This window comes from Pulveribacter suum (assembly GCF_003013695.1).
GTDB lineage: Bacteria > Pseudomonadota > Gammaproteobacteria > Burkholderiales > Burkholderiaceae_C > Melaminivora > Melaminivora suum.
In genome coordinates this window covers 1,857,913-1,873,991 of sequence record NZ_CP027792.1, presented here as the reverse complement: position 1 = coordinate 1,873,991, position 16,079 = coordinate 1,857,913, and the positions used below count along the sequence as shown (strand labels likewise).

Annotated in this window: 17 protein-coding genes; 11 read left to right on the top strand and 6 right to left on the bottom strand. The window is 69.8% G+C overall.

Features of this window, described 5'->3' with window-relative positions; all coding sequences use genetic code 11:
- The first annotated feature begins 13 nt into the window (after positions 1 to 13).
- Positions 14 to 1,165 (top strand): pyridoxal phosphate-dependent aminotransferase, encoded by a 1,152-nt coding sequence (locus C7H73_RS08655; protein WP_106846271.1) that lies wholly within the window; start codon positions 14 to 16, stop codon positions 1,163 to 1,165.
- A gap of 96 nt (positions 1,166 to 1,261) precedes the next feature.
- On the opposite strand, the gene rng is transcribed toward C7H73_RS08655, so the two are convergent.
- Positions 1,262 to 2,749, bottom strand: a complete 1,488-nt coding sequence (gene rng / locus C7H73_RS08650) for a ribonuclease G (protein WP_106846270.1) — start codon at positions 2,747 to 2,749, stop codon at positions 1,262 to 1,264.
- A 39-nt stretch (positions 2,750 to 2,788) separates the two neighbouring features.
- The gene (gene cobA / locus C7H73_RS08645; protein WP_106846269.1) at positions 2,789 to 3,604 is read right to left on the bottom strand and encodes a uroporphyrinogen-III C-methyltransferase; all 816 of its coding nucleotides are present in this window, start codon (positions 3,602 to 3,604) and stop codon (positions 2,789 to 2,791) included.
- A gap of 221 nt (positions 3,605 to 3,825) precedes the next feature.
- Here cobA and C7H73_RS08640 point away from each other — a divergent pair, with 221 nt between their 5' ends.
- From C7H73_RS08640 to C7H73_RS08595, 10 genes are all read left to right on the top strand, one after another.
- Entirely contained in the window at positions 3,826 to 5,550 is a 1,725-nt protein-coding gene (locus tag C7H73_RS08640) for a nitrite reductase (protein ID WP_106846268.1), read from the top strand.
- A gap of 13 nt (positions 5,551 to 5,563) precedes the next feature.
- Positions 5,564 to 5,737, top strand: a complete 174-nt coding sequence (locus C7H73_RS08635; RefSeq protein WP_193483918.1) for a hypothetical protein — start codon at positions 5,564 to 5,566, stop codon at positions 5,735 to 5,737.
- 1 nt (position 5,738) lies between these two features.
- Entirely contained in the window at positions 5,739 to 6,092 is a 354-nt protein-coding gene (locus tag C7H73_RS08630; protein WP_106846267.1) for a c-type cytochrome, read from the top strand.
- Between the two features lie 5 nt (positions 6,093 to 6,097).
- Positions 6,098 to 7,333: a cytochrome D1 domain-containing protein gene (locus tag C7H73_RS08625; RefSeq protein ID WP_106847598.1), complete on the top strand. Its 1,236-nt coding sequence runs from the start codon at positions 6,098 to 6,100 to the stop codon at positions 7,331 to 7,333.
- A 2-nt stretch (positions 7,334 to 7,335) separates the two neighbouring features.
- Entirely contained in the window at positions 7,336 to 8,343 is a 1,008-nt protein-coding gene (gene ahbB / locus C7H73_RS08620; RefSeq protein WP_106846266.1) for a siroheme decarboxylase subunit beta, read from the top strand.
- 68 nt (positions 8,344 to 8,411) lie between these two features.
- On the top strand, positions 8,412 to 8,900 hold the full coding sequence (locus tag C7H73_RS08615) for an Lrp/AsnC family transcriptional regulator (RefSeq protein WP_106846265.1): 489 nt from the start codon (positions 8,412 to 8,414) through the stop codon (positions 8,898 to 8,900).
- Positions 8,891 to 9,370: a siroheme decarboxylase subunit beta gene (gene ahbB, locus C7H73_RS08610; protein ID WP_106846264.1), complete on the top strand. Its 480-nt coding sequence runs from the start codon at positions 8,891 to 8,893 to the stop codon at positions 9,368 to 9,370. The genes C7H73_RS08615 and ahbB (C7H73_RS08610) overlap by 10 nt, the downstream gene beginning before the upstream one ends.
- Before the next feature lie 6 nt (positions 9,371 to 9,376).
- Positions 9,377 to 10,597 carry a heme d1 biosynthesis radical SAM protein NirJ gene (gene nirJ / locus C7H73_RS08605; RefSeq protein ID WP_106846263.1) on the top strand — a complete coding sequence of 407 codons (1,221 nt, stop codon included), beginning with the start codon at positions 9,377 to 9,379 and terminating at the stop codon, positions 10,595 to 10,597.
- Positions 10,598 to 10,733: 136 nt separating this feature from the next.
- Entirely contained in the window at positions 10,734 to 12,287 is a 1,554-nt protein-coding gene (locus tag C7H73_RS08600; protein ID WP_227001449.1) for a nitrite reductase, read from the top strand.
- A 52-nt stretch (positions 12,288 to 12,339) separates the two neighbouring features.
- Positions 12,340 to 13,059 (top strand): Crp/Fnr family transcriptional regulator, encoded by a 720-nt coding sequence (locus tag C7H73_RS08595; protein WP_106846261.1) that lies wholly within the window; start codon positions 12,340 to 12,342, stop codon positions 13,057 to 13,059.
- An 18-nt stretch (positions 13,060 to 13,077) separates the two neighbouring features.
- On the opposite strand, the gene C7H73_RS08590 is transcribed toward C7H73_RS08595, so the two are convergent.
- The 4 genes from C7H73_RS08590 to hemF all read right to left on the bottom strand — a co-directional run bounded on the left by C7H73_RS08590 (position 13,078) and on the right by hemF (position 16,070).
- Positions 13,078 to 13,695, bottom strand: a complete 618-nt coding sequence (locus tag C7H73_RS08590) for a Maf family protein (RefSeq protein WP_106846260.1) — start codon at positions 13,693 to 13,695, stop codon at positions 13,078 to 13,080.
- Between the two features lie 84 nt (positions 13,696 to 13,779).
- Positions 13,780 to 14,247, bottom strand: a complete 468-nt coding sequence (rlmH, locus tag C7H73_RS08585) for a 23S rRNA (pseudouridine(1915)-N(3))-methyltransferase RlmH (RefSeq protein ID WP_106846259.1) — start codon at positions 14,245 to 14,247, stop codon at positions 13,780 to 13,782.
- Between the two features lie 14 nt (positions 14,248 to 14,261).
- Entirely contained in the window at positions 14,262 to 15,053 is a 792-nt protein-coding gene (rsfS, locus tag C7H73_RS08580; protein WP_106846258.1) for a ribosome silencing factor, read from the bottom strand.
- 105 nt (positions 15,054 to 15,158) lie between these two features.
- Positions 15,159 to 16,070: an oxygen-dependent coproporphyrinogen oxidase gene (gene hemF / locus C7H73_RS08575; RefSeq protein WP_106846257.1), complete on the bottom strand. Its 912-nt coding sequence runs from the start codon at positions 16,068 to 16,070 to the stop codon at positions 15,159 to 15,161.
- Positions 16,071 to 16,079 lie beyond the last annotated feature (9 nt).

Below are 16,079 nucleotides of genomic sequence, written 5' to 3'. Positions count from 1 at the left end.
TGATCTTTCTCCCATGACCACTCCCCACTTTCCCAGCCGCCTGCCCGACGTGGGCACCACCATCTTCGCCACCATGTCGGCGCTGGCCGCCGAGCACGGCGCCGTCAACCTGGGCCAGGGGTTTCCCGACTTTGCCTGCGATCCGGCCCTGGTGGCCGGCGTGACGCAGGCCATGCAGGCCGGGCACAACCAGTACCCGCCCATGCCCGGCATCCCCGCCCTGCGCGCGGCGGTTGCCAGCAAAATCGAAGCGCTGCACGCTCGCCGGTACTGCGCGGAGCGCGAAATCACCATCACGGCGGGCGCCACACAGGCCATCCTCACCGCCCTGCTGGCCTGCGTGCAGCCGGGCGACGAAGTCATCGTGCTGGAGCCGTGCTACGACAGCTACGTGCCGGGCATCGAGCTGGCGGGCGGCAAGGTGGTGCGCGTGCCGCTGACGCCCGGCAGCTTTCGGCCCGACTTCGGCAAGATTGCCGCCGCCCTGACGCCGCGCACCCGCCTGCTGATCCTCAACACGCCGCACAACCCCAGCGCCACCGTCTGGAGCGAGGCCGACATGCGCCAGCTCGAAGACCTGCTGGCCCCCACCGACGTGCTGTTGGTGAGCGACGAGGTCTATGAGCACATGGTCTTCGACGGGCAGCAGCACCAGAGCGCGGCGCGCTTTGCCGGCTTGGCCGAGCGGGCCTTCATCGTCTCCAGCTTCGGCAAGACCTTCCACGTGACGGGCTGGAAGGTAGGCACGGTGGCCGCACCTGCGCCGCTGATGGCGGAGTTTCGCAAGGTGCACCAGTTCAACGTGTTCACCGTGAACACGCCCATGCAGCACGGGCTGGCGCAGTACCTGCAGCAGCCGGCGCATTACCTGGGCCTGCCGGCCTTCTACCAAGCCAAGCGCGACCTGTTCCGCCAGGGCCTGCAGGGCTCGCGCCTGCGCCTGCTGCCCAGCAGCGGCAGCTATTTCCAGTGCGTGGACTACTCCGCCGTGAGCGACCTGACCGAGATGCAGTTCTGCGAATGGCTGGTGCGCGAGATCGGGGTGGCCGGCATTCCCGTGTCGGCCTTCTACGGCGATGGGTTCAACCAGCGCTTGGTGCGCTTTTGCTTTGCCAAGCAGGACGAGACGCTGCACACGGCGCTGCAACGCCTGCGCCGGCTGTAGCGTGCTGCTTTAGTGATCAAAAACGGCCCAAATCGGCGCTGCTTAGGCGGTAGTAGCTATTAATTTGATAGCATCAGCCATGGCTTGGCCGGGCCGCTACAGCAGCACGATGTCGTACTGCTCCTGCCCCATGCCGCCCTCGGCCTGCAGCGAGATCGGCTTGCCGATGAAGTCCGACAGGCCGGCCAAGTGCTGGCTTTCCTCGTCCAGGAACAGCTCCACCACCTTCGGGGACGCCACCACGCGGAACTCGCGCGGGTTGAACTGGCGCGCCTCCCGCAGCACCTCGCGCAGGATGTCGTAGCACACGCTGCGCGCGGTCTTGACCTCGCCCACGCCGGCGCAGACCGGGCAGGGCTCGCACAGCATGTGCGCCAGCGACTCGCGCGTTCTCTTGCGCGTCATCTCCACCAGGCCCAGCTGCGAGAAGCCCCCCACCATGGTTTTCACGCGGTCACGCGCCAGCTGCTTCTTGAACTCCGCCAGCACCGCCGTGCGGTGGTCCTCGGGCACCATGTCGATGAAGTCGGCAATCACGATGCCGCCCAGGTTGCGCAGGCGCAGCTGGCGGGCAATCGCCCCGGCCGCTTCCAGGTTGGTCTTGAAGATGGTGTCGTCGAAGTTGCGCGCGCCCACGTAGCCGCCGGTATTCACGTCGATGGTGGTGAGCGCCTCGGTCTGGTCCACGATCAGGTAGCCGCCGGACTTGAGCTGCACGCGCCGGCCCAGGGCCAGGGCCACTTCCTCGTCGATGGCGTACAGGTCGAAGATCGGCCGCTCGCCCTTGTACAGCTGCAGCTTGGGGACCGCCGTGGGCATGAACTCGCGCCCGAACTCCTCCAGTAGCGCGAATTGCTCGCGCGAATCGATGCGGATGGACTGCGTCTGCTCGCCCGTCAGGTCGCGCAGCACACGCTGCAGCAGGTTCAGGTCCTGGTGCAAAAGCGAGCCGGCCGGCAGCGTGGTGGCCGCCTGGCGGATGCGGCCCCAGGTCTTGCGCAGGTAGGCGATGTCCTCGGCCAGCTCCTCGTCGCTGGCGTCCTCGCCGTTGGTGCGCAGGATGAAGCCGCCCCCGCCGCCGGTGGCCTTGTCGCCCACCAGCGCCTGCAGGCGGGCGCGCAGCGTGTCGCGCTCGGCCGCCGGGATCTTTTGCGAGATGCCGATGTGCTCGTCCTGCGGCAGGAAGACCAGCAGCCGCCCGGCGATGCTGATCTGCGTGGACAGGCGCGCGCCCTTGGTGCCGATGGGGTCCTTGATGACCTGCACCATGAGCGGCTGGCCCTCGAAAACCTGGCGCTCGATGGGCACCGGCGGCTCGCCCTTGCGCGCAAACATCGGCGCCTCGCCGCCCTCCTGGCGGTGCCACACGTCGGCCACATGCAGGAAGGCCGCGCGCTCCAGGCCGATGTCGATGAAGGCCGACTGCATGCCCGGCAGCACGCGGGCGACCTTGCCCAGGTACACGTTGCCCACCAGGCCGCGCTCGAGCGTGCGCTCCACGTGCAGCTCCTGCACGGCGCCGTTTTCCACCACGGCGACGCGCGTCTCCTGGGGCGACCAGTTGATGAGGATGTCTTGTTGCATGAGGCTTTCATGATGCCTGAAAGCCGCATGCGCCCTGCGCTACAGGGCCGGCATGCGCAGGCCGCGGTAGATGTGCGGCTGCAGCGCCACCACATGGCCGATGACGATCAGCGCCGGCGCCCGCACGGCATGCGCGGCCGCCAGCGCGGGCAGCTCGGCCAGCGTGCCGCTGATACAGCGCTGGCCGGGCAGCGTGGCCTGCTCCACCAGCGCGGCCGGCGTATCGCCCGGCAGGCCGTGGGCCTGCAGCTCGCGGCTGATGATGGGCAGCGTGGCCAGGCCCATGTAGATGACTACCGTCTGCCGCGGGCGGGCCAGGGCCGCCCAGTCCAGCGCCACCTCGTCGCGGCTGCACAGGTGGCCGGTGGCCAGCACCAAGGTGCCGGCGTGGTCGCGGTGGGTCAGCGGAATGCCCGCGTAGGCGCCCGCGCCCTGCGCCGAAGTGATGCCCGGCACGATGTCATAGGCGATGCCCTGCTCGGCCAGGGCCAGGGCCTCCTCGCCGCCACGGCCAAAGACGAAGCAGTCGCCGCCCTTCAGGCGCACCAGGCTGCGCCCGCTGCGCGCCAGGCGCACCATCAGGTCGATGATGGATTCCTGCGCCAGCGTGTGGTGCGCGGCTTGCTTGCCCACATAGATCAGGTCCGCGTCCTCGGCCACGTACTGCAGCACCTCCTTGCCAACCAGGTGGTCGTACAGCACCAGGCGGGCACCCCGCAGCGCCTTGACGGCCCGCAGCGTGAGCAATTCCGGGTCGCCCGGGCCGGCGCCCACCAGCGTCACCCGCCCGGGCGGCACGGGGGCCGCCATCACCGGCGGCGGCGCAAACCAGCGCGCATGTTCCACAAAGCTCATGTCCTGCCTTTCCTCGGGCTGTGCCCTCATGCTGGGGTTGCACCGGATTGTTCTCAGCGCGACTTCATGCGTCCTTGAACCAGTTCAAGGACAGCGCGCGCGGCGCACGCGAGCATGCGTGCACTCGCAACGAGAGGGACTGGACAGCGACCTCACGCGAGGGGCCAGGGCAGCTGCCCGCACCCACCCAAGCGCTGATCCGTGACGCAGAGGAACCCACAATGACCGCAAAGAGGACCGCCAGGTTGATCGCGCTTGCCGCCGCCGCCCTGGTGTCGGCTGGCGCCATGGCCCAACACGAGAAGGACGTCTCCAAGACGGAGCTGAACTACCAGGCCGGCACCTCGCCGCTGGCGGACGTGCCCATGTACCAGAGCACGAACCCCAAGGCGCCCAAGATGTCGCAGGCCGAGTTCGACCGCGCCCGCCAGATCTACTTCGAGCGCTGCGCGGGCTGCCATGGCGTGCTGCGCAAGGGCGCCACCGGCAAGCCGCTCACCCCTGACGTCACGCTGCCCAAGGGCACGGACTACCTGAAGGTGTTCATCGCCTACGGCTCGCCGGCCGGCATGCCCAACTGGCAAACCTCGGGTGAAATGGACGAGGCCACGGTGGACATGATGGCCCGCTACATCCAGCAAGACCCTCCCACACCGCCCGAGTGGGGCCTGGCGGACGCCAAGAACACCTGGAAGGTGATCGTGCCGCCCGAGGCGCGCCCGAAGAAGAAGATGAACAGCTACAACCTGGACAACATCTTCTCCACCACGCTGCGCGACACCGGCGAGGTGGCGCTGATCGACGGCGACACCAAGGAGATCATCAACATCGTCAAGACCGGCTATGCGGTGCACATCTCGCGCATGTCGGCCTCGGGGCGCTACCTGTTCGTGATCGGGCGCGACGCCAAGATCAACATGATCGACCTGTGGATGGAAAAGCCCGACAACGTGGCTGAAATCCGCGTGGGCCTGGAGGCCCGCTCGGTGGACACCTCCAAGTTCAAGGGCTACGAGGACAAGCTGGCGATTGCCGGCGCCTACTGGCCGCCGCAGTACACCATCATGGACGGCGCCACTCTGGAGCCCCTGAAGATCGTCTCCACCCGCGGCAACGTGGTGGGCACGCAGGAGTACCACCCCGAGCCGCGCGTGGCCTCCATCGTGGCCTCGCACTACAAGCCGGAGTTCCTGGTCAACGTGAAGGAAACCGGCAAGACCATGCTGGTGGACTACTCCAACCTGAACGCGCTCAAGACCACCGAGATCGGCTCGGCCCCCTTCCTGCATGACGGCGGCTGGGATTCGAGCAAGCGCTACTTCATGGTGGCGGCCAACAACAGCAACAAGATTGCGGCCATCGACGCCAAGGACGGCAAGCTGGCCGGCCTGACCGATGTCGGCAAGATCCCGCACCCGGGCCGCGGCGCCAACTTCACCCACCCCACCTACGGCCCGGTCTGGGCCACGGGCCACCTGGGCGACGAAACCATCTCGCTGATCGGCACCGACCCCAAGAAGCACGGCCAGTACGCCTTCAAGGAAGTGGCCAAGCTCAAGGGCCCGGGCGGCGGCGCGCTGTTCATCAAGACCCACCCCAAGTCCAGCAACCTGTGGTCCGACGCTCCGCTGAACCCCGACCCGAAGGTGTCGCAGTCGGTGGTGGTGTTCGACATCAAGAACCTGGACAAGGGCTACCAGACGCTGCCGATCGCCGAGTGGGCCGGCTTGGCCGACGACGGCGGCGCCAAGCGCGTGACCCAGCCCGAGTACAACAAGGCGGGCGACGAAGTCTGGTTCGCCGTGTGGTCGGCCAAGGACAAGCAAAGCGCCCTGGTCGTGGTGGATGACAAGACGCTCAAGCTCAAGAAGGTCATCAAGGACCCGCGCCTGATCACCCCCACCGGCCACTTCAACGTCTACAACACGCAGCACGACGTGTACTGACGCGGCAGGAGAGATGAAACGACACCCCCCTGAGCCGCTGCGCGGCTTCCCCCCGCTCTCGCATGGCTACGCCACGCGGGCAGGGGGACGCAGCCAGCGCGGCGGGGCGGCCCTTGCGCGGCTGCCCTGGCCGGGGCCGCGTCAGTTTCATACGACGCGGGTGATGCGCAGCATCGTGGAGGCCTGACATGGTACGAACCGCTCTCCTGTCCCTGGCCTGCGCGCTGCTGGCGACCGCCGCTGGCGCGCAGACCGCGCCCGAGCCCACGCCCGAGCGCGCCGCGCAGCTGGTGCGCATGGTGCGGCAGGACTGCGGTTCGTGCCATGGCATGCGCCTGACCGGCGGCCTGGGCCCCGCCCTCACCCGCGAGGCCCTGGCCGCCAAACCGCCCGAGTACCTGGCCGCCGTCATCACCCACGGCATCCCTGGCACGCCCATGCCGCCCTGGAGCGCGCTGCTCCAGGGCAGCGAGGCGCTGTGGATCGCCCGGCAGCTGGCCGGCGGCTTTCCCAACGAAACGAACAGGAGCCCTGCCCCATGAAACCCATGCAACGGCGCGCCCTGCTGTCCCTGTCCGCCGCCGCGCCCCTGCTTGCCACGGGCTGCGCGCTGGCGCCCTCTTCTTCCACCACCCCAACCGCTTCGCCCACGCCTGCCGCCGCCGCCCCTGGCGCCCTGCAGGGCACGGGCGACCTGGGCGTGGTCATCGAGCGCGCCCGCGGCGCGCTCACCCTGGTCAACACCAGCCGGCGCGAGGCCATCGACCGCATCGAAGGCCTGGGCGATCTGTCGCACGCGTCGGTGGTGTTCTCGCGCGATGAGCGCTTTGCCTACGTGTTCGGGCGCGACGGCGGCCTGACCCGCGTGGACCTGCTCGAGCGGCGCATCGCCGGGCGCGTCATGCAGGCCGGCAACTCCATCGGCGGCGCCATCAGCGCCGACGGCACGCTGGTGGTGGCCCAGAACTACCAGCCCGGCGGCATCAAGATCTTCGACGCCCACACGCTGGAGCTGCTGGCCGACGTGCCGGCGCTCAACAGCAGCGGCGAGCGCTCGCGCGTCGTCGGCCTAGCCGACCTGCCGCAGCGGCGCTTCATCTACAGCCTGTTCGATGCCGAAGCCATCTGCATCGCCGATTGCAGCGACCCGCGCCAGCCGCGCATCACCACCTTGAACGGCATCGGCCGCCAGCCCTACGACGCGCTGCTGTCGCCCAGCGGGCGCCACTACATCGCCGGCCTGTTTGGCGAGGACGGTCTGGCCATGGTGGACCTGTGGGAGGACGCGCCCCGCGCGCGCCGCATCCTGGCCGGCTACGGCCGCGGCCAGCAGCCCCTGCCCGTGTACAAGATGCCCCACCTGCGCGGCTGGGCCGTGGCCGGTCGCCACGCCTACCTGCCGGCCATCGGCCGCCACGAGGTGCTGGTGGTGGACACGCACAGCTGGCAGGAAGTCGGCCGCATCCCCGTTGCCGGCCAGCCGGTGTTCGTCATGGCGCGGCCCGACGGGCGCCAGGTCTGGGTGAACTTTTCGGTGCCCGACTACCACCGCGTGCAGGTCATCGACACGCCCAGCCAGCAGGTGGTGCAGACCATCGAGCCCGGCCGCGCCGTGCTGCACATGGAGTTCACCCCGCGCGGCGAGGCCGTGTGGATCAGCTGCCGCGACGACAACCGCGTGCAGGTCTATGACACCCACACCCGCCAGCGGCAGGCCAGCCTGGCGGTGGACGCGCCCAGCGGCATCTTCTTCACCGCGCGCGCGCAGCGCATGGGGTTCTGACCATGCCCGCGCAGCACCCGGCCGACATGGCGCTGCTCAACACCTGGCAGCGCGGCTTTCCGCTGTGCCCGCGGCCCTTTGCGGCCATCGGCGCGGCGCTTGCGCTGGGTGAAGGCGAGGTGCTGCGCCGCTACGCCCGCCTGCAGCAGGCCGGGGCGCTCAGCCGCATCGGCGCGGTGTTCGCGCCCGGCGCGGGCGGCGCATCCACGCTGGCGGCCATGGCCGTGCCGCCCGCGCGGCTGCAACAGGTGGCCGCGCAGGTGTCCGCCCACCCGGGCGTGAACCACAACTACGCACGCGAGCACCGCGTCAACCTGTGGTTCGTCGCCACCGGGCGCGACGCCGCCCAGGTCGAGGCGCTGCTGCAAGCGATCGAGCAAAACGCCGCCCTGCCCGTGCTGCGCCTGCCCATGCTGCAGCCCTACCGCATCGACACCGCCTTCGACCTGGGCCACGGCCCGCAGCAGGCCCGCCCCACGCGCGCCGCCGCCGCGGCGCTCGACCCCGCAGACTGGCCGCTGGCGGCGCTGGCCGAGCAGGGCCTGGCGTTGAACGAGCGCCCCTACGGCGACTGGGCCGCGCGCCTGGGCATGGAGGTGCACACCGTGCTGGAGACGCTCGGCCGCTGGTGCGCGCAGGGCGCGCTCGCGCGCTTTGGCGTGGTGGTGCGCCACCACGAGCTGGGCTACGCCGCCAACGCCATGGCGGTCTTCGACGTGCCCGACGGCGAGGCCGACGCCCTGGGCCGGGCACTGGCGCACCAGCGCGGCGTGACGCTGGCCTACCGCCGCGCCCGCGCGCCCGGCTGGCCGTACAGCCTGTACTGCATGGTGCACGGGCGCGACCGCGCCTCGGTGCTGGCGCACGTGCACGCCGCGCGCCGCACGGCGGGGCTGGAGGGCTTTGCCCACGCCGTGCTGTTTTCCACCCAGCGCTTCAAGCAGACCGGTGCGCGCCGCTTCGCGCAGCACGCACCTGCCGCAGAGGACCGCCATGCACTCACAATTTGATAGCTTCTTGCGCTTGACCAGCAAGGGCTGGAGGCCGATTTTGCTTGAAAACATTCGCGGAGCCCGCCATGCTCACCACTGAAGACGCCCGCCTCATCGACCACCTGCACGGCGGCTTTCCGCTCGCCGACCGGCCGTTCGCCGCCGTCGGCCAGGCGCTGGGCTGGAGCGAGGAACGCGTGATCGAGCGGCTGCACCAGCTGCTGGCGCAGGGCGTGCTGACGCGCTTCGGGCCGCTGTTTCAGATCGAGCGCGCGGGCGGGCAGTTCGTGCTGGCGGCCATCGCCGTGCCCGAGGAGCGCTTCGAAGCCGTTGCCGCCCAGGTCAACGCCTTTGCCGAGGTGGCGCACAACTACCGGCGCTCGCACGCGCTGAACATGTGGTTCGTCGTCGCGGCCGAGTCGCCCGCGCTGGCGCAGGACGCCCTGGCGCGTATCGAGGCCGCCACCGGCCTGGCCGTTCTGGCCTTCCCGAAAGAAGAAGAATATTTCGTCGAGCTGCGCCTGCCCGCCCTGCGCCAGCCCGGCGCCCCGGCCGGAGGCACGCCATGGCACTGAGCGCCTTCGACCGCGCCCTGATCGCCGCCACCCAGGGCGGCCTGCCGCTGGTCGCGCGCCCCTACGAGGCCGTGGGCGCCATGCTGGGCGCCAGCGGAGAACAGGTGCAAGAGCGCCTGGCGCAGATGCTGCAGGACGGCCTGATCCGCCGCATCGGCGCCGTGCCCAACCACTACCGCCTGGGCTACACCGCCAACGGCATGAGCGTGTGGGACGTGTGCGACGAACAGGCCGCCGAGCTGGGCCCGCGCGTGGCCGCCCTGCCATTCGTCTCGCACTGCTACCGCCGCCCGCGCCACCTGCCGGGCTGGCCCTACAACCTGTTCGCCATGCTGCACGGCACCAGCCGCGCGGCGGTGGCCGCGCAGGCCGCCGAGGTGGCCGCGCTGCTGGGCCAAGCCTGCCGCAGCCACGACATCCTGTACTCCACGGCCATCCTGAAAAAGACCGGCCTGCGCCTGAAGGACTAAGCGACCATGTTTCGCATCAGCCAATACCTGCGCGAGCTGGCGCAGGCCGAAGCCACCGGCAGCTACCCCGCTGTGCGCGAGCGCGGCGCGCGCGGCCCCGTGGTCATCTGGAACCTGATCCGCCGCTGCAACCTGACGTGCAAGCACTGCTACGCCCTGTCGGCCGACCACGACTACGCGGGCGAGCTGTCGCTGCCTGAGGTGTTCACGGTGATGGACGACCTCAAGGCCTTTGGCGTGCCGGCGCTCATCCTCTCGGGCGGCGAGCCGCTGCTGCGGCCCGACCTCTTCGAGATCGCCGCACGCGCGCGCCAGCGGGGCTTTTATACCGGCCTGTCCACCAACGGCACGCTGATCGACGCGCCCATGGCCGCGCGCATCGCGCAGGCGGGCTTTGACTACGTCGGCATCAGCCTGGACGGCCTGCGCGCCACGCACGACAAGTTCCGCCGGCTCGAGGGCGCCTTCGACCGCAGCCTGGCCGCCATCGGCCACCTGGGCCAGGTGGGCGTGAAGGTGGGCCTGCGCTACACCATGACGGCCATGAACGGCCACGACCTGCCCGCCCTGCTGGCGCTGATGCAGGAGGTGGGCGCGCACAAGTTCTACTTCTCGCACCTGAACTACGCCGGGCGCGGCAACATCCACCGCGACAAGGACGCGCACCACCAGTCCACCCGCGCGGCCATGGACCTGCTGTTCGACCACGCCTGGGCCGCCGCCCGCGCCGGCAGCCTGGACGACTACGTGAGCGGCAACAACGACGCCGACGGGCCCTATCTGCTGCAGTGGGTGCGCCAGCGCCTGCCGCAGTGGGAGGGCGCGCTGCGCCAGCGCCTGGTGGCCTGGGGCGGCAACGCCAGCGGCCAGATGGTGGCCAACATCGACAACCTGGGCCACGTGCACCCCGACACCATGTGGTGGCACCACGACCTGGGCAGCGTGCGCGAGCGGCCCTTCTCGCAGATCTGGAACGACACCAGCGACCCGATGATGGCGGGCCTGAAGCAGCACCCCCGCCCCGTGCAGGGCCGCTGCGCGTCGTGCCAATACCTGGCGATCTGCAACGGCAACACCCGCGTGCGCGCCCAGCAGCTCACGGGCAACCCCTGGTTCGAGGACCCGGGCTGCTACCTCAGCGACGCCGAGGTGGGCGCTGCCAGCACGCCGTTCGAATCCCCTGCGAAAAAGGGCACGCGCCGTACCATTGAGATCGCCCATGCATGACTTCCAACAACCCCCTGAGCGGCTGCGCCGCTTCCCCCTTCTCTGCGCTATCGCGGGCAAGGGAGACACCGCCAGCGCGGCGGGGCGGCCCTCGCGCGGCGGTCGCTGGCCCCGGTTGGGCCAGTACCTGATCGCCATGGGCTTGATGTGGCTTGCCGCTGCACATGCGCAGCCCCCCGCCGCACCTGCCCTGTACCAGCAGCACTGCGCCAGCTGCCACGGCGCGCAGCGCACCGGCCTGATGGGCCCGGCCCTGCTGCCCGAGAGCCTGGAGCGCACCCGCCCCGCCGAGGTGCTGCGCGTAATCCGCGAAGGCCGCCAGGCCACGCAGATGCCGGGTTTTGCGGACACGCTGGCCGCAGACGAGATTCAGGCACTGGCCGACTGGGTGCGCAGCCCCGTGCAGCCCGCACCGCGCTGGGGCGAGGACGACATCCGCGCCTCGCGCAGCTTCACGCCGCTGCCGGAGGGCGAGCCCAACCGCCCGAAGTGGAACGCCGACCCGATGAACCTGTTCGTCGTCGTCGAGGGCGGCGACCACCACATCTCGCTGCTGGACGGCGACCGCTTCGAGGTCATCGCCCGCTTTGCCAGCCGCTACGCGCTGCACGGCGGCCCGAAGTTCACGCCCGACGGGCGCTACGTGTTCTTCGGCTCGCGCGACGGCTGGATCACCAAGTACGACCTGTGGCGCCTGGCCGTGGTGGCCGAGGTGCGCGCCGGGCTGAACATGCGCAACGTGGCGGTGAGCGGCGACGGCCGCTGGGTGATGGCGGCCAACTACCTGCCGCACACGCTGGCGCTGTTCGATGCCGACTTGAATCTGGTCAAGACCTATGCCGCCGCCACGCTGGACGGCAAGGCCACCTCGCGCGTGTCGGCGGTGTATGACGCCGCCCCGCGCAGCAGCTTCGTGGTGGCGCTCAAGGACATTCCCGAGATCTGGGAGATCTCGTATGACCAGGGCGCCGCGCCCATCCACGACGGCCTGGTGCACGACTACAAGATGGGCGAGGCCATTGCCAAACCCGGCTACCTGGGCGTGCGCCGCACGCCCCTGAGCGAGCCGCTGGACGATTTCTTCTTCGACCAGAGCTACCGCCACGTGCTGGGCGCCACGCGCCCCAAGAGCGGCGGCGACGAGCGCGCCAGCGCCCAGGTGGTGAACCTAGACGCGCGCATCAAGGTGGCCGACCTGCCGATCGCCGGCATGCCGCACCTGGGCTCGGGCATCACCTTCGCGTGGAACGGCACCACCGTGCTGGCCAGTCCCAACCTGGGCGGCGCGAACCAGGGCGGCATGGTGGATGTGATCGACATGCAGAACTGGAAGAACGTGCGCACGCTGAAGACGCCCGGCCCGGGCTTTTTCATGCGCAGCCACGAGGCCACGCCCTACGCCTGGACCGACTCCATGATGAGCCCGCAGGCCAAAGACACACTCACCATCATCGACAAGCGCACTCTTGAGACGGTGGCCCAGGTGCGCGAGCCGGGCAAGACGCTGGCGCACATCGAGTTCACCCGCGACGGCCGCTACGCGCTGGCCAGCGTCTGGGAGATGGACGGCGCCATCGTGGTCTATGACGCGCAGAGCTTCAAGGAGGTCAAGCGCCTGCCCATGAAGAAGCCCGTGGGCAAATACAACGTCTGGAACAAGATCACCCGCAGCGAGGGCACATCGCATTGAGACATTGACCTCCGTCAGGGTGAGCCCTCGGGACTTTCCCTGTAATGGCGGCATGGATACCTCGCTGTTCGACATCCCGCGCTACCTGACCGCGCTGCCGCTGTTCCAGGAGATGACCCAGGCCGAGCTGCAGCGCCTGGCCACCGGCTGCCGGCTGCGTGAATACGCCCGCGGCGACAGCGTCTTTCACGTGGGCATGCCCTGCGAGGAATTCCACGTCACCGTGACGGGCCAGGTCAAGCTGTTTGCCCTGTCGAGCGCGGGCCAGGAAAAGGTCATCGAGCTGGCCGGCCCGGGCATCAGCTTTGCCGAGGCGCTGATGTTCACCGAGCGCCCCTACATCGTCAGCGCCCAGGCGCTGACCGACAGCCTGGTGCTGTCCGTGGGCAAGGCGGCCGTGGTGCGCGAGATCGAGAGCGAGCCGCGCTTTGCCATGCGCATGCTGGCGGGCATTTCGCGGCGCCTGCATGGCCTGGTGCACGACGTGCAGGCCTACACGCTGCACAGCGGCACGCAGCGCGTCATCGGCTACCTGCTCAACGCCTTGCCCGAGGATGACCTGCCGGGCTGCGGCGGCGTGCCCGCCGGGGCGGCGCAGCCGCGCAGCATCTCGCTGCCGGTGAGCAAGGCCACCATCGCCTCGCGCCTGTCGATCACGCCGGAGTACTTTTCGCGCGTGCTGCACGAGCTGGCCGACGCCGGTCTGATCCACATGGACCGGCGCAACATCCACATCCCCGACACCGGGCGGCTGGCCAGCCACCCGCTGTAGCGCCCCGCTGGCGGCGGCCTACTCGAAGGCCACGCCGGCGGCGCGCAGCAGTGCCGCCGTCTCATAGAGCGGCAGGCCCATGACCCCGGAATAGCTGCCCCCCATGTGCTGCACCCAGGCCGCCGCGCGGCCCTGGATGCCGTAGGCGCCGGCCTTGCCCAGCGGCTCGCCGCTGGCCACGTAGGCCTCGATCTGCCCGTCGGTCATGGGCGCAAAGCGCACCTGCGACACCGACAGCGCCGCGTGCCTGTGCCCGCCCGCCCACAGCGCCACGGCGGTAAGCACGCTGTGCTCGCGCCCGGCCAGCAGCGCCAGCATGCGGGCGGCGTCGCGCGCGTCCTCGGGCTTGCCCAGGATGGTGTCGCCCAGCGCCACCGTGGTGTCGGAGCACAGGATGGGCGCTGCGGCCAGCCCCCGGCGTGCGTGGCGCACCACGGCGGCGTCCAGCTTGCAGGCCGTCACGCGCTGCACGTAGGCGGTGGGGTGCTCGCCGGGCAGCATGGCCTCCAGCCCTTCCGCGTCCTCGGGCATGTCGCCCGCGGCGTTGGGCAGCAGCAATTCATGGCGCACGCCGATCTGCGTCAGCAGCTGGCTGCGGCGCGGGCTTTGCGAGGCGAGGTAGATGAAGCCGGGCATTTTTGAATGAAATCGGCTTCCAGCGCCCATCCATCAAGCGCTGGCAGCTATGAAATTAGGAGTTGCCGCGGCTCCCCGCGGTCACTATTCGCGGTGATAAGGGTGACCGGCGTTCACCGACCAGGCGCGGTACAGCTGCTCGATGAGCAGCACCCGCACCATGGCGTGGGGCAGCGTCAGGTCGGACAGGCGGATGCGCTCGTGCGCCGCCTGGCGCAGGGCCGGGTCCAGCCCGTCCGGCCCGCCGATCAGCAGGGCCACGTCGTCGCCCTCCAGCTGCCAGCCCTGCAGGCGCGCGGCCAGCGCCTTGGTGGTCAAGCTGGTGCCGCGCTCGTCCAGCGCCACCACGCGGGCGCCACGTGGGATGGCCGCCTCGATGCGCTCGCGCTCAGCGGCGTACAGCGTCTCCAGCGTCTTGGAGCCGCGCGGCTCGGTCTTGACGGCCTTGAGCTCGACTTTCAGCTCCGGCGGGAAGCGCTTGGCGTAGTCGTCGTAGGCCGTTTGCGCCCAGTCGGGCACGCGCTGGCCCACGGCCACGATCAGCAGCTTCATCGCCAGTGAGCGGCTCAGGCCTTTCTGGCCGGCGCCTTCCTGGCGGCAGCCTTCTTCGCAGGCGCTGCCCTCTTGGCGGGCGCAGCGGCAGCCTTCTTGGCCGGCGCCGCCTTGCGTGCGGTCGGCTGGCCCACCTTCACGGTCTTGACGGGCGCCTGGGCGGACGCCTTCTTGGCCGCGGGCCGTTTGGCGGCGGCGGTGGCGGTCTTGGCGGCCGGGGCTCTGGTGGCGGCGGTGGTGGCAGCGGACCTGGCCGGCGCCTTTTTCGCGGCCGCCTTCTTGGCCGCCGGGGCCTTGGCAGCCGCCTTGGCCGGCGCGGCGGCGGTGGTCTTGGCGGCAGCCTTCTTGGCCGGCGCCTTCTTTGCCGCGGCCTTCTTGGCCGGGGCCGATGCGTCTTCGGAGGCGGTGGTCTTGCGCGGCTTGGCGGCACCCAGCTTCATGCGCACCGGCTTGTCGCCCCAGATCTCCTCCAGCCGGTAGTACTGGCGGATGGCGGGCTGCATGACGTGCACCACAGCCGGGCCGCAGTCCACGATGATCCACTCGCCGTTGTCCTCGCCCTCGGTGCGGGGCTTGGGGAAGCCGGCTTCGCGCACCGCGTCGCGCACGCTGGCGGCCAGTGCCTTGGTCTGGCGGTTGGAGCTGCCGGTGGCCACCATCACGCGCTCGAACAGCGGCGACAGATGCTCGGTGTCAAAGACCTGGATGTCTTGCGCCTTGACGTCCTCCAGGCCATCGACGATGGCGCGCTGGAGCTTGGTGACGTCTTTCTTGGCGGCGGTTTCCGATTGTTTGGAAGTGGTCATCGGGCGGTCTGGTTGTCTGGAAAAAGATGGTTGCCAATATAGCCTAAGCACAAAATAGTGCTGTAGGCCTTGTCCTGCCTGCGCAGGCAGCTATGAAAAAGTGAGTCAGACCCAGTCGCGGCGCTGCAGGAAGCGCTCGGTGAGCTGCGCCTCGGGCGAGCCGGGCGGGTCTTCGCGGCGGTAGCTCCAGGCCACCTGGGGCGGCATGGACAGCAAGATGGACTCGGTGCGCCCGCCCGACTGCAGGCCGAAGTGCGTGCCCCGGTCCCACACCAGGTTGAACTCCACATAGCGCCCGCGGCGGTACAGCTGGAAGTCGCGCTCGCGCCCGCCCCAGGGCAGGTCCATGCGCCGCTGAACGATGGGCTCGTAGGCGGCCAGGAAGGCGTCGCCCACGCTTTGCGTCATGGCCTGGCTGCGCGCAAAGCCCAGCTCGGAGAAGTCGTCGAAAAAGACGCCGCCCACGCCGCGCTGCTCCTCGCGGTGCTTCAGGTAGAAGTACTCGTCGCACCACTGCTTGAAGCGCGGATACAGCGGCTCGCCGAAGGGATGGAGCGCATCACGGCAGGTGCGGTGAAAGTGCACCGCATCCTCGTCGAAGCCATAGAACGGCGTCAGGTCCATGCCGCCGCCGAACCAGCACACCGGCTCGCTGCCCGGCTGCGCGGCGGCGATCATGCGCACGTTCATGTGTACCGTGGGCACATAGGGGTTGCGCGGGTGGAAGACCAGCGACACGCCCATGGCCTGGAACGGCGCGCCCGCCAGCTCGGGCCGGTGCTGGGTGGCAGACGGCGGCAGCTGCGGGCCGCTCACATGAGAAAAGCCGCAGCCGGCGCGCTCGAACACGCGCCCGCCCTCCAGGATGCGGGTGATGCCGTCGCCCTTCAGGGGCGATTCGGCCGGACGCTGCCAAGCGTCGGCGCGAAAGCGCGCCCCGCCCTCGCCCTCGACGGCCTCGATGGCGTGCGTGATGCGCTCTTGCAGGCTCAAAAGGTAGCTACGAAATTCACTCATGGCTGCAGC